The following is a 12,581-nucleotide window of genomic DNA, read 5'->3' on the forward strand; positions in this document are numbered from 1 at the left end:
AACATGATCGGAATTAATAGCCGGATCGTCATAGCCGGCGCCGGGTCGATCGGATGCTATGCGGGGGGACGCCTCGCTGCAGCAGGCAAGGCAGTCACCCTGTTGGTTCGGCCGCGGATGATGGAGGGACTTCAACAGGAGGGCTTGAGAATCATTGACCCGGATGGATCGGAAAAACTGGTGGAGCCCGGGCAATTTTCCCTGACAAGTGATCCTGAGATCGCCTTCCGGCAAGCCGACATTGTTCTCGTCGCCGTCAAGAGCGGCGCAACCGACGAAATGGCAAAGTCGATAAGGGAAAGTGCGCCATCCAATGTCATTGTGGTCAGCCTGCAAAATGGCGTCGGAAACGCTGATACTCTCCGCCAACATCTGCCTCCGGAAGCGACTGTTGTCTCCGGAATGGTTCCATTCAATGTCGTCAAGTCTGAGCCTGGCGTCAGCCCGCTTAATGTAAGGCGGACAATGCCAGGGACCATTCTCATCGACGACACCCTGGACGGCTTGGCAGAGGTTCTTTCGGTTTCGGGGCTCTCCGTCCAGGTGCATTCGGACATGCAAGGTATCCTGTGGGGCAAACTGCTGATAAATCTCAATAATGCTCTCAATGCCCTTTCAAACCTGCCGCTCGTTGAACAGTTGGCGGATCGAAATTGGCGGCTGTTGATAGCGGATCAGATGAGCGAAGGTCTCAAAGTTGTGAGAGCGCACGGTATCACGCCGGCACAAGTGCAAGGGGCACCGCCCGCCGTTCTCCCCTGGATACTCCGATTGCCGAATTTTCTGTTTCGCATCGCCGCGGCGCGAATGCTCGCGATCAACCCGCACGCCCGCTCATCCATGTGGGAAGATCTGTCGCGGGGGCGCGCCACCGAGATTGATTACCTGCAGGGGGTGATCATCCGGTTGGCCGACGAGAAAAATATCGCAGTCCCGCTCACCCGCAAGGTCTCTGCCTGTGTGAAACAGGCTGAGGGCAAGCCATTGCGAAGTCATTCCGTCGAAGACATTCGCTGGTGACCATTCAGGAAGGAGGGCTCTGAAAACCCTCTTTCCCGAATTCGATCAATCGCGCAGCAACTCATTAATGGAGGTCTTCGAACGCGTCTTTTCATCGACGCGCTTGACGATCACGGCGCAATAAAGGCTGGGACCCCAGTTCTCGCCCGGGACATTCTTGCCGGGCATTGAACCGGCTACGACCACCGAGTAGGGAGGGACTTCGCCATAGAAAATCTCACCGGTAGCGCGATCCACGATCTTGGTCGATTTGCCGATAAATACGCCCATACCAAGAACTGAACCTTCGCGAACGATACAGCCCTCGACCACCTCGGAACGTGCTCCGATAAAGCAATTGTCTTCAATGATCGTAGGTCCGGCCTGCATGGGTTCGAGAACACCGCCAATGCCGACGCCACCTGACAGGTGCACGTGCTTGCCTATCTGTGCGCAGGAACCAACGCCCGCCCAGGTGTCGACCATAGTCCCCTCATCGACGTAAGCGCCAAGGTTGACAAAAGATGGCATCAGGATCACGCCGGGGGCAATATAGGCAGAGCGGCGGACAATCGACCCGGGAACGGTGCGAATACCTGATCTGGCAAATTCGGTCGCACCCCAGCCGTCAAACTTCGATGGCACCTTGTCCCACCAGGTCGCACCACCTGGACCACCCTCGATAATGCCCATCGGGTTAAGCCGGAAGGAAAGCAGGACCGCCCTTTTCAACCATTGATTGACTTTCCAGTCGCCGTTCGACTGCTTCTCCGCAACGCGAACTTCTCCGCTATCGAGCAGCAAAAGAGAGGCCTCGACTGCTTCCCGTATTTCGCCGCGCGTTTCGGTGCTGATTGCGTCGCGTTCTTCGAAGGCCTTGTCGATCGTCTTCTCGAGACTGGTCAGATCAGGCTTGGACATTTTCAGATCACTCCATTAAACGGGCGGGTTATGGCTAATGACAAGGGCTACTATGTTAAGTCTGCGAGAGCGTCAATTCGCTGCGCCACATTGTTGGATGACGAATCGATTTTTATGTCTCTAAGCGCCATAAGTGTCCGCAGAAGGAGAAAAACAATTGAACACTGATGAAAAACACAGCTGGACGCCATTCTCGCATTCTTCCGAAGCCGTGCGCCGCGTAGAGAGCGCACCGGAAACGCCACAAACCCAATCGCCTACCTATCGCCTGGCCTTTGCCGATCCAGATTTCATGACGAAGCGTGAACTTCGTGCAGTGCGTCTGCAGCTCGAATTGCTCAAGCCGGAGATGGCGCTGGCCGAGCGCGGCATTCGATCAACCGTCGTGCTTTTCGGCGGGGCGCGCATTCCTGAGCCGGGCGGTGCTGCCTGGGCTGCAAAAAACGAAATCCAGAAGAAGAACCTCGAAGCCAATTCTCACTATTACGCCGAGGCACGCAAGTTCGCCCAGCTTTGCTCGACCTACTCTTCAACGACCTATAATCGCGAATTCGTTGTCGTTACCGGAGGCGGGCCCGGGGTGATGGAGGCCGGCAATCGTGGCGCCGCGGACGTCGGCGCGCCAACGATAGGGCTTAATATCGTGCTGCCGCACGAACAGGCACCTAACGCCTACGTAACGCCTGAGCTTTGCTTCAACTTCCACTACTTTGCCATTCGCAAGATGCATTTCCTCATGCGTGCCAAGGCTATGGCGATCTTTCCTGGTGGCTTCGGGACGATGGACGAGACTTTCGAAGCCCTCACCCTCATTCAGACCGGACGTATGGAGCGCATTCCTTTTCTCCTGTTTGGCAAGCCATTTTGGGAAAAGGCTATCAACTTCGATTTCCTGGCGGAGCAGGGAGTCATTTCGCCGTCCGATCGCGAGCTGATTACATTCGTCGATACTGCCGAGGAGGCTTGGGACGTGATCAAGACCTTCTACGATCTTTCCTGATTTTCGTCATTGCCGCGTGGCGGATAGACCCAGGTCACCAGTACGACGGAAATGATCATCAGCAGATACCAGGATCCCAGCTTTGCAAAAGACACCGGCGCCCATCCATTGACCTGCGCCGGATAAATCCAAGCCCTTGACCAGGTGCCGGTGTTTTCGGCAGCCCAGATGAACAACGCAACAAGAAAGAAAGCTACGAGCAAGGGCATTTTGTGGCGAAAGCGGAAGACGCGATAATGCATCGTGGTGCGCCAGAACAGGGCGATTGTCGCAGCAAAAAGGACAACCCTGATGTCCGGTATGAAATGATGCGCAAAGAAGTTCGCATAAATGGCAATGGCGAGCAGAAACGTCAGCGGGAATGAGGGGTAGCGTTCAAGCCTGATATCGAATATCCGATTGATGCGCGCCATATATGAGCCGACTGCTGCATACATGAAACCTGAAAACAGCGGCACCCCGCCAATTCTGAAAATATTGGCTTCCGGATAAATCCATGATCCCACATGGGTTTTGAATATCTCCATGATTGTTCCGACCACATGGAAAATGAAAATGACCTTGGCTTCTTCCCAGGTCTCCAGTCTAAATAGCAACATGCAAACTTGAATCGTGAGGGCTACAAAAAAGAGAAAGTCGTAGCGCGCTAGCCAGCTGCCATCGGGCCAGAAAAACCGTGTTAGCATGATCGCGGCAAGCAGCGCACCACCGAAGAGACAGGCCCAAGCCTGTTTGATCCCGAAAACGATAAACTCGACAAGAGCGCCACAAAAACCGGACTGCGGCAATCGTTCAAGCACACGATGCGCCGCATCATCGATTATCGCTTCAACGGAGGTAAACCGCTTCAAGCAGGCACATTCAGCGCCGTCTGACCGGGCAGGATAGCACTGAGGAACGAGGCCAGGTTGTCCGTAACATAGTCGACGTGATCGGTATGACCCGGATCGCGCTCCCAGATTTCCGAGAATGTCGGTTCGAAATTGTTTGGAACGATCAGCACCGTCGTCATCCCCAGAGCTTTGGGCACGATAAGGTTGCGCGCCAGATCTTCGAACATCACGCTGCTTGCCGCGTCGATCTTGTGCAGCGCTAAAAAGCGGTCATAAGTCGCTTGAGCAGGCTTTGGCAGCAATTCCGCCGCGACAATATCGAAGATGTCATCGAACTCATCAAGAACGCCAAGCTGACGGGCAGCGCGCTCGGCATGTCCGCGATTACCGTTGGTGAAAATGAACTTGCGACCAGGCAGTTGCCGGATGGCGGTGGCCAATGAAGGGTCCGGCACCAGCCAGGAATAATCGATATCGTGGACTTTCTGTAGAAAGTCGTCCGGATCGATCTCGTAACGGTCCATCAATCCTTTGAGCGTCGTGCCATAATCCTTGTAAAATTGCTTCTGCATCTGCCGCGCATCGGTCCGGGACAGCTTCAGAAGATCAGCAACATAGTCCGTCATTTTCACATCGATCTGGGAAAACAGATTTGAATGATGTGGATACAGGGTATTGTCGAGATCAAAGACCCAATCGGTCACATGGGCAAAGTTCAAGGATTCTGGTTGATTTGTCATACGCGATTAAGGTTCCGCCGTTTTCTGATAGGCAAAAGCAAATGCAGAAAATTCTGTTTCGCTCCCGAATCAATAGACGAAAAGAGTCTGAACTACGACCGTTTTTAAATTTTTCGCTAATAACCGCTTCATTTGTTCCTCGTATTGGTTAAGAGCTGTCTCCGAGGTCCGATGTCCAGAATTCTCCTCAAATGTGCAATGGTTATGGTCGTTTCCGTTATGGGCTCCCTGCTGATTACCGGGGCCATCATGACGGCCAACGATATGCATGACGCAAGGGGATATATGATCGCGACCATTTGCCCCTTGATGATTTCTCCAGCCATTTCCTTCATCGTCTTTCGCCAGTCGGAAAAACTGCGGCTGACCCTCGAAAGACTCAATCACGTCATGCGGGAGCTTGAGACCACCAATGCGAAACTGTTCGAGAAGTCATCACGCGATAGTATGACAGGCCTGCTCAATCGCGAAGCGTTCTTCAACCATATCGAGGATGTCCGTACGCGAGAGGCAAGTTCTCTCCTGATCATAGACGCGGATCATTTCAAAAAAATCAATGATGTTCATGGCCATTACAATGGCGATGGCGCGTTGATGGCAATTGCTCAGAGTATCGCTGGCTGTCTTGGAAAAGAGGACAGTATCGGACGCATCGGCGGCGAGGAATTCGCTGTCTTTCTCGCAACGGATGATGAGGACAATGTAAAATCTGTTGCCGAAAACATTCGGGCGGCAGTGAACCGCATTGAGTTCCGTACTCCGGAAAACGAACGCGTCTCGTTGAGTGTCAGTATTGGGGGTATTGTTGGTCTGGCAAGTGGAGCGATCGCCGATCATTTTCAGATCGCCGATCGCAGGTTGTATGAGGCCAAACGCAACGGCCGCAATTGTGTGATCATCGAGTCAAACATGAAGAATGCGGCTTGAGATGACCCATCGATAGAAGGCTTGTTTCTTAGACCGTTGCCGGATCCAATGGATCAACATCTTTCCAGCGCGCAGCCAGTTTTTCCATGTCGGCTTTCTCAAACGCATCTCTCAGCGCGGCGAAGGATGGCAACACGAAATATGCCCGTTGGAACTTGTCGATTTCATACGCAGTACGCATCACCGTTTCCAGATCGAATGGTACGTGATGGGCGTCCGGACTCGTTACAGCGAATTGCAGTTCACTGAACGACGACATAAGACCGGCACCAAACGCTTTGAGTGATGCGCCCCCCTCACGCATAAGACCAAACTCGGCAGTGTACCAGTAAAGCCGGCCTGCCAGCTGTTCTCCGCCCATGCGAGATGCGGCACCACCCTTCTCACCATAAAGCTGCATGAAATCGGCAAATACCGGTTGGCTGAGAATAGGAACGTGACCGAAGAAATCATGAAACATGTCCGGCTCAACGATATAGTCGAGTTCCTTCTTGCTGCGCAGCCAGTTCGTCACCGGAAAGCGCCGGTTGGCAAGATGGTCGAAAAACGGCTCATTCGGGATAAGACCTGGCACGGCAACGATTTCCCAACCGGTCAGCTTATGAAGCCGCTCGCTCACCTCGTGAAAATCCGGTATTCGGTCGAGAAGTCCTAGGGCATCCACGCCGTCGAGATAGCTGTGGTGCGCAAGCTTCTCCGTCAATTTTGTCTGGCGATCGCACAGGGTACGCCAGACCTCTTGGTCTTCATCGGAATAGTCATATTTCTGTTCAACGGTGAAATCCGCCTGGCAAACCGCATAGTTACCGCGAAGTCCCTGTTCGGCACACTCCCGGGCATAAGCCTCAACGCTGATAGTCATCGTTTCCTCCTAGATTGGTTTCCAGGAGGATACGATGGGGAAATGAGGGGATTTGACTTAATCAGCTGCGCTAAGCATCATTATGAGTGAATTAACAAATGATAGGGAGAGTTTTGAGTGACTTCACCTCAATTCAGCGACTTCGAAATCAAAATGCTACAAATTCTCCAAAGCAATGGGCGCGTTGCGATAACTGACCTCGCCCAATTGATCGGCCTGTCCGCCACGCCCTGCGCCCGCCGCTTCGAGCAGTTGCAGGAAAGCGGGGTTATCAAAGGCTTTGCAGCCACCATTGACAGACGATCGATCGGACTGATGGTAGAAGTCTTCATACAGGTGCGTCTCAACACCCATAGCGACGATTCTCCCGAGCGCTTTATCGCAGAAATTCAGCGTATGGACGAGGTTTCGTCTTGCTGGACCATGACCGGCGAACATGATTTTCTTCTGCATGTCATGGTGCCCACCGTGGACGATCTCAATGCTTTCGTCATGCACAGGCTGATGCGCTTGAAGGGCGTGCGAGATGTGCATACCCAACTGGTGCTGCAGAATATCAAAGGGCCCGGGAAAATCCCGCTCGATCATCTCAAAAAGTGATCACGGAACGAGCAGCGTTCCTGCACCGCGTTCCGTGAAAAGTTCGAGCAGAACCGAATGAGGCGTCTTGCCATTAAGGATGACCACACCCTCGACACCGCGATTGATCGCATCGATACAGGTTTCAACCTTCGGGATCATGCCCCCTGATATGGTGCCGTCCTTGATCAGAGCACGTGCCTGCGCGACGGAAAGTTCCTTGATAAGCTGCTTGTCCTTGTCGAGAACACCGGGAACATCCGTCAAAAATAAAAGGCGAGAGGCGGCAAGCGCGCCGGCGATGGCGCCAGCGAACGTATCTGCATTGATATTGTAAGTGTGGCCATCACGCCCGGGCGCAACAGGCGCAATGACGGGTATCATCTCGGAACGAGCAAGAAGGTCGAGCAGCGTGCGGTCGACTTCTACCGGCTCTCCGACAAATCCGAGGTCGACGATCTTCTCGATGTTGGAATCGGGATCGATGATGGTCTTTTTCGCCTTTTCGGCAAAGACCATATTGCCATCCTTGCCGCACAGGCCGATTGCCCATTCGCCCTCGGCATTGATCAAAGCGACGATTTCCTTGTTGATCGAGCCAGCGAGCACCATTTCGACGATTTCGAGCGTCTTCGCGTCGGTTACGCGCAGTCCGCCTTCGAACTTGGACTCGATGCCCATGCGTGCCAGCATGGATGCGATCTGCGGTCCGCCGCCGTGGACAACGATGGGATTTATACCGGACTGCTTGAGAAGCGCTATGTCGCGGGCAAACGCCTTACCGAGAGCCGCGTCACCCATGGCATGGCCACCATATTTTACGACGACGGTCTTGTTTTCATAGCGCTGCATATAGGGCAGAGCAGCAGAAAGCAGACTTGCCTGAATTTCAGCAGTGTGGTCGGCGTCGGATGTGGAGGACATGCGCAAGCTCCAGCTTGGGAAGGACGGGGGTTCTTAACGCTAAAGACGGTTTCGGGCAAACATGATTTAGGCCATTTGCAGACGTTTTTCTTATCCGCCATTGACAGTGCAACCCCTCGGCAGATTTAAATTGAGCGATAAGAGTTGGAAACGCCATTTATATGACGCCTGAAGGCATATCGGAGCTGATTTCGCGAGTTTCGCTACGGGACCGCGCGGCCTTCGATGTGCTGTATGCCGCCACAAGCGCGAAACTTTTTGGTGTATGCCTGCGTGTCTTGGGTAATCGAACGGAAGCAGAAGACGCGCTACAGGACATCTACGTCAAGATTTGGAACAAGGCGGGCCGATTCGCCGTCGCGGATACCAGTCCTATTTCATGGCTGGTGGCGATCGCCCGCAATCACTGCATTGACGTATTGCGGTCCCGCAAGCCTGCAGCGGTCGAATTGGATCAGGCTGCAGACGTTTTTGAGCCGTCACCCAATCCCGAACAGGCTGCTGTCGCCAGTGGGGAAGCGCAACGGATCTATGATTGCCTCGGCCAGCTGGAGGCAGACAGAGCAGCGGCCGTCCGTGGCGCCTACCTGAATGGCGACAGTTACGAGGTACTGGCCAGCCGCCATAATGTGCCGTTGAATACAATGAGAACCTGGCTGCGCCGCAGCCTGATAAAACTGAAGGAATGCCTAGAGGGATGAGCCCGACTGAACCCGATGATAACATGATACCGGAGGGCGATGATTTCATCGCCGCCGAATATGTGTTGGGTGTGCTCCCCGAGCAGGAGCGCCGGGAAGTTGCGCGCCGTATCGAAACGGACAAGCCGTTTGCGGAACTGGTTGCACGCTGGCAGACACAATTCGACCCTCTCAACGATGAGTACGACGCGGCGCAAGCCCCGCAACATCTGAAGAGCCGGATCGATCAACGTCTCTTTGCCATCGAGGTGGCCGCCAGTTCGTCGTTCTGGAACAATATTGCCTTTTGGCGCGGACTGGCCTTCGCCGCACTTGCTTTTGCTGTGATCGGCATTGGCCGTGATTTGATCGAGCGCCCTGCCCGGATCAGCGAGCAACTGGTCGCATCGATGGAGACACAAGGCAGCAACGTTCACACGCTGGCGATTTTTGATGACCAGACCAAGAAACTGAAAGTAACCGTCGTCAGCGGCGACATGCCGAAGGACCGTTCGCTCGAACTTTGGCTGATTGACGGCAATGAAGCGCCCGTCTCGCTCGGCCTGATGGTTTCCCCGCAAGTGACAGAGTTCAATCTACCGTCGCCATTACTCGCCAAGCTGCGTGACGGTACGACACTGGCGCTGACTGTAGAGCCTGTTGGAGGTGCACCAGGCGGCGCTCCTACCGGCCCAATTGTCGCTGCGGGTATCGTGCGCAAAATTTAGAGCGTTAATTTTGACGTCGTCTGAAACTTAAGTCTCCAACCTCCCGTATCTCCATCTGTCCTCACCTGAGGGGAAACAAACAATGGAGATGAAGTATGTTGAAGAAATCATTGGGCCTGATCGCACTTTCGGCCATGCTGGTTGCCGGAACTGCGTACGCCAAGAACCCGACTGTGGGCGGTGCGGCCATGTACGAGAACAAGAATATCATTGAAAATGCAGTGAACTCCAAGGATCACACAACACTGGTGGCTGCAGTCAAAGCGGCCGGCCTTGTCGAAACGCTTCAGGGCAAGGGGCCTTTTACGGTATTCGCCCCTACAAATGAGGCATTTGCCGAGCTTCCGAAAGGAACCGTCGACACGCTGCTAAAGCCCGAAAACAAGGAAAAGCTGGCGAAGATCCTCACCTGTCACGTCGTTGCTGCCGACGCTTCATCCAAGACCATCATGAAGATGATCGATGATGACGAAGGTGCTCATCCGGTAAAGACGGTCGGTGGATGCGTATGGACCGCCAAATACAAGGGCAAGAAGCTTACCCTGACCGATGAAAACGGCACGGTGGCTACAGTCACCATCGCCAATGTCAAGCAATCGAACGGCGTCATCCATGTGATCGACAAGGTTCTTCTGCCAAAAATGTAGTCAGAGACCCTGGTTCATTTGCGCAGAGTGAACCAGGCTTTTGCCCCGCCCGATCCGTTGGATCGCGTGGGGGGCTTTTTTTATTTACGTTGTTCTTCGAGAAGCTGGGCAATTGCCGCCCGGAGTTCATCCAGCCCGCCACCTTTTTCAGACGATGTCGCCAGGATTTCCGGATAGGCCGCGGCGCGCTTTCTGATGGCCTGTGCTGTCTCTTCTATCAAACGCGGCACTCCGGCGGGTTTGATCTTGTCGATCTTGGTCAAGACGATCTGGTAGGATACGGCGGCTCGATCAAGCAGGTCCAATACCTCGGCGTCATTCTTCTTCACCCCGTGGCGGGCATCAATCAGCAGGTAGACACGCTTGAGCGTCGTACGTCCGCGCAAGTAATCGAAAACCAGCCGTGTCCAGGCATCGACCTGTTCTTTGGGCGCTTCAGCGAAGCCATAGCCCGGCATATCCACGACCGCGAGGGGAGGAAGATCGCCGTCTTGGCCTGAATGGCCATCTGGAACGAAATAGTTGAGCTCCTGTGTCCGTCCAGGTGTATTCGATGTTCGGGCCAAGCCCTTCTGGCCGATGATCGCGTTGATCAACGACGATTTGCCAACGTTGGAACGCCCGGCGAACGCAATTTCGAGCGGGCCCTCCGGCGGCAGGAACTTCATCGCAGGAACGCCGCGGATAAAAACCCAGCCCTGTGCGAAGAGCATTCTGCCCTTCTCGATGAGCCTGTTGGTGTTTTGCTGCGTTTCGGTCAATTTCTTCCATCCATTTGCCGCAGACGGCCGTGCTTGCAATCAATGTTTATGAGAGGCTTGTCAACCGCGCAAAAGAAAAGCCCCCGATCAAGCCGGGGGCCTTCTGAGTAGTTCAGCGGTTCGTTGCTATTCGGCGGGTTTCGGCTTCTTGCGGAAAAGCCCGGTGAGATTGTCCCACAATTCGACCTTGACCCCCTGGCGCTTCATTATGATGCCCTGCTGGATAATCGACAGCGTATTGTTCCACGCCCAGTAGATTACCAATCCTGCCGGAAAAGTCGCCAACATGAATGTGAATATGAGCGGCATCCAGTTAAAGATCATTTGCTGCGTCGGATCCGGGGGTGTCGGGTTCATACGCATCTGCAGGAACATCGTGACGCCCATGATCAAAGGCCAGACGCCGATCATCAGGAACGCAGGGACCGCCCACGGGATAAGGCCGAAGAGATTGAACAAAGATGTCGGATCGGGAGCAGCCAGATCCTGGATCCAGCCAAAGAAAGGCGCGTGGCGCATTTCTATGGTGACGTAGAGGACCTTGTAGAGCGCAAAGAAAACCGGAATCTGAATCAGGACCGGCCAACAGCCGGCAATCGGATTGATCTTCTCCGTTTTGTACAATTCCATCATGGCCTGCTGCTGTTTGACCTTGTCATCCGCATACTTCTCGCGGATTTCGGTCATCTTCGGCTGTACCAGCTTCATCCTCGCCATAGAGGCATAAGACTTGTTGGCAAGCGGGAAGAAGAAGGCTTTCAGAATAACAGTCACCGCCAGAATGGCGACGCCGAAGTTTCCGATAGCCTTGTAGAGCCAGTCGATAAGATAGAACATCGGCTCGGTGATGAAATAGAACCAGCCCCAATCGATCAAGTTCTTGAAGAGCGGAATATGCAGGTCATTCATATAGGCATTGATTTTGCCGACCTCTTTCGCGCCTGCGAATATGAGGTTGTCGGTCGATGCAGTCTGGCCCGGCTGGATTGTCGCCGCATCAGACAGATAGTCGCTTTGATAGCGGGGACGTCCGTCATCGAAATATGAAAAGCGTATCTTGAACGGCGTTGCCTGCGCTGGAACGAGCGCAGCAGCCCAATACTTGTCAGTAATTCCAACCCATCCGCCGGTGGTCGACCGGTCTGGCGCAACTTCCCGCTCTTTTTCAATTGCGGCAAACTTGTATTCGATCAGTTTGTCGTTGACCACGCCAATCGGGCCCTCGTGCAGCACGTAGGTGCTCGGATGCAGAGGCTTCGAGAAGCGCGTCACACGTCCGTAAGAGGCCAGCGAAACAGGTGCTGAGGTCGTGTTGGTCACAGCGTCCTTGACCGTGAACATGTAGTTCTCGTCGACACTGATCGTCCGTTTGAAGACCAGACCCTTCTCATTGGTATAGGACAGCGTAACAGGTGTGGACGCCGTCAAATCATTGTTGCCCTCGCGGGTCCAAACGGTCGTCGGGCCTGGAACGGTCCCGGTCAGATCATTTCCCGCGAACCCAACCTCAACAAACTGGCCATCGGCCATCTGCGCAGGGCTTAGCAACTCGATATTGGGCGAATTATCGTCGACGGTCTCGTGATAATGCTTCAACTGCAGATCATCGAGCCGCGCTCCGGTCAGGCTGATCGAGCCGCCAAGGCTGGGTGTATCGATCTTGATACGCTGTGTCTGACCAAGGGCGGCGGCACGCGTGAGACTACCTGCCTGAGCAGCATCTTGCGACTGGCCTGGGACATTTGCAGCGGGAGTAGCGGGGGTCGAAGACGGGAGATTATTTGCTGCATTGCCGTTGGTGGCAGTACCTGCCGGCGTGCTCGCCTGTCCGTCAACACGCGTTTGTCCTTGTCGCGTAGCCTCGATCTGGGCCTGTTCGCGCTGAGCTTCGATCTTGGGGTTCATATAGAACACCTGCCAAAGCGTCAGGATCACAATGGACAAGGCAATGGTGATGAAGAAATTACGGTTGGTTTCCAT

At 54.2% G+C, this 12,581-nt stretch carries 14 protein-coding genes; 7 read left to right on the forward strand and 7 right to left on the reverse strand.

Features of this window, described 5'->3' with window-relative positions; translation table 11 throughout:
• Nucleotides 1-3: 3 nt before the first annotated feature.
• Entirely contained in the window at nt 4-1,020 is a 1,017-nt protein-coding gene (locus tag LB462_RS10950; protein ID WP_224507783.1) for a 2-dehydropantoate 2-reductase, read from the forward strand.
• 45 nt (nt 1,021-1,065) lie between these two features.
• On the opposite strand, the gene dapD is transcribed toward LB462_RS10950, so the two are convergent.
• Nucleotides 1,066-1,920: a 2,3,4,5-tetrahydropyridine-2,6-dicarboxylate N-succinyltransferase gene (gene dapD / locus LB462_RS10955; protein ID WP_224507785.1), complete on the reverse strand. Its 855-nt coding sequence runs from the start codon at nt 1,918-1,920 to the stop codon at nt 1,066-1,068.
• A gap of 157 nt (nt 1,921-2,077) precedes the next feature.
• On the opposite strand from dapD, the gene LB462_RS10960 reads away from it, so the two are divergent.
• A complete protein-coding gene (locus LB462_RS10960; RefSeq protein WP_224507787.1) occupies nt 2,078-2,920 on the forward strand; it encodes an LOG family protein in 843 nt (280 codons plus the stop codon).
• Here the strand turns inward: LB462_RS10960 and LB462_RS10965 are convergent.
• Entirely contained in the window at nt 2,905-3,771 is an 867-nt protein-coding gene (locus LB462_RS10965) for a DUF817 domain-containing protein (RefSeq protein ID WP_224507789.1), read from the reverse strand. The genes LB462_RS10960 and LB462_RS10965 overlap by 16 nt on opposite strands.
• Nucleotides 3,768-4,493, reverse strand: coding sequence for a pyrimidine 5'-nucleotidase (locus LB462_RS10970; protein WP_224507791.1), 726 nt, complete (start codon nt 4,491-4,493; stop codon nt 3,768-3,770). Before LB462_RS10970 ends, LB462_RS10965 begins: the two co-directional genes overlap by 4 nt.
• A 171-nt stretch (nt 4,494-4,664) precedes the next feature.
• On the opposite strand from LB462_RS10970, the gene LB462_RS10975 reads away from it, so the two are divergent.
• Nucleotides 4,665-5,420, forward strand: coding sequence for a GGDEF domain-containing protein (locus LB462_RS10975; RefSeq protein WP_224507794.1), 756 nt, complete (start codon nt 4,665-4,667; stop codon nt 5,418-5,420).
• Nucleotides 5,421-5,448: 28 nt separating this feature from the next.
• Here LB462_RS10975 and phhA read toward each other — a convergent pair whose 3' ends face one another.
• Nucleotides 5,449-6,282, reverse strand: coding sequence for a phenylalanine 4-monooxygenase (gene phhA, locus LB462_RS10980; RefSeq protein WP_224507796.1), 834 nt, complete (start codon nt 6,280-6,282; stop codon nt 5,449-5,451).
• A gap of 117 nt (nt 6,283-6,399) precedes the next feature.
• Here phhA and LB462_RS10985 point away from each other — a divergent pair, with 117 nt between their 5' ends.
• On the forward strand, nt 6,400-6,882 hold the full coding sequence (locus LB462_RS10985) for an Lrp/AsnC family transcriptional regulator (RefSeq protein WP_271895734.1): 483 nt from the start codon (nt 6,400-6,402) through the stop codon (nt 6,880-6,882).
• On the opposite strand, the gene argB is transcribed toward LB462_RS10985, so the two are convergent.
• Complete coding sequence (gene argB / locus LB462_RS10990; protein ID WP_112526645.1) at nt 6,883-7,785, reverse strand: acetylglutamate kinase; 903 nt, start codon at nt 7,783-7,785, stop codon at nt 6,883-6,885. It abuts the gene before it with no gap.
• 161 nt (nt 7,786-7,946) lie between these two features.
• Here argB and LB462_RS10995 point away from each other — a divergent pair, with 161 nt between their 5' ends.
• The 3 genes from LB462_RS10995 to LB462_RS11005 all read left to right on the forward strand — a co-directional run bounded on the left by LB462_RS10995 (nt 7,947) and on the right by LB462_RS11005 (nt 9,840).
• Nucleotides 7,947-8,486, forward strand: a complete 540-nt coding sequence (locus LB462_RS10995) for a sigma-70 family RNA polymerase sigma factor (protein ID WP_224507798.1) — start codon at nt 7,947-7,949, stop codon at nt 8,484-8,486.
• Complete coding sequence (locus LB462_RS11000) at nt 8,483-9,193, forward strand: anti-sigma factor (RefSeq protein ID WP_224507800.1); 711 nt, start codon at nt 8,483-8,485, stop codon at nt 9,191-9,193. Before LB462_RS10995 ends, LB462_RS11000 begins: the two co-directional genes overlap by 4 nt.
• A 95-nt stretch (nt 9,194-9,288) precedes the next feature.
• Nucleotides 9,289-9,840, forward strand: a complete 552-nt coding sequence (locus LB462_RS11005; RefSeq protein WP_224507801.1) for a fasciclin domain-containing protein — start codon at nt 9,289-9,291, stop codon at nt 9,838-9,840.
• An 80-nt stretch (nt 9,841-9,920) separates the two neighbouring features.
• On the opposite strand, the gene yihA is transcribed toward LB462_RS11005, so the two are convergent.
• Nucleotides 9,921-10,553 carry a ribosome biogenesis GTP-binding protein YihA/YsxC gene (gene yihA, locus LB462_RS11010; protein WP_224508232.1) on the reverse strand — a complete coding sequence of 211 codons (633 nt, stop codon included), beginning with the start codon at nt 10,551-10,553 and terminating at the stop codon, nt 9,921-9,923.
• A gap of 174 nt (nt 10,554-10,727) precedes the next feature.
• Entirely contained in the window at nt 10,728-12,581 is a 1,854-nt protein-coding gene (gene yidC / locus LB462_RS11015; RefSeq protein ID WP_224507803.1) for a membrane protein insertase YidC, read from the reverse strand.

Source organism: Phyllobacterium chamaecytisi, from assembly GCF_020164455.1.
Classification (GTDB): Bacteria; Pseudomonadota; Alphaproteobacteria; order Rhizobiales; family Rhizobiaceae; genus Phyllobacterium; species Phyllobacterium chamaecytisi.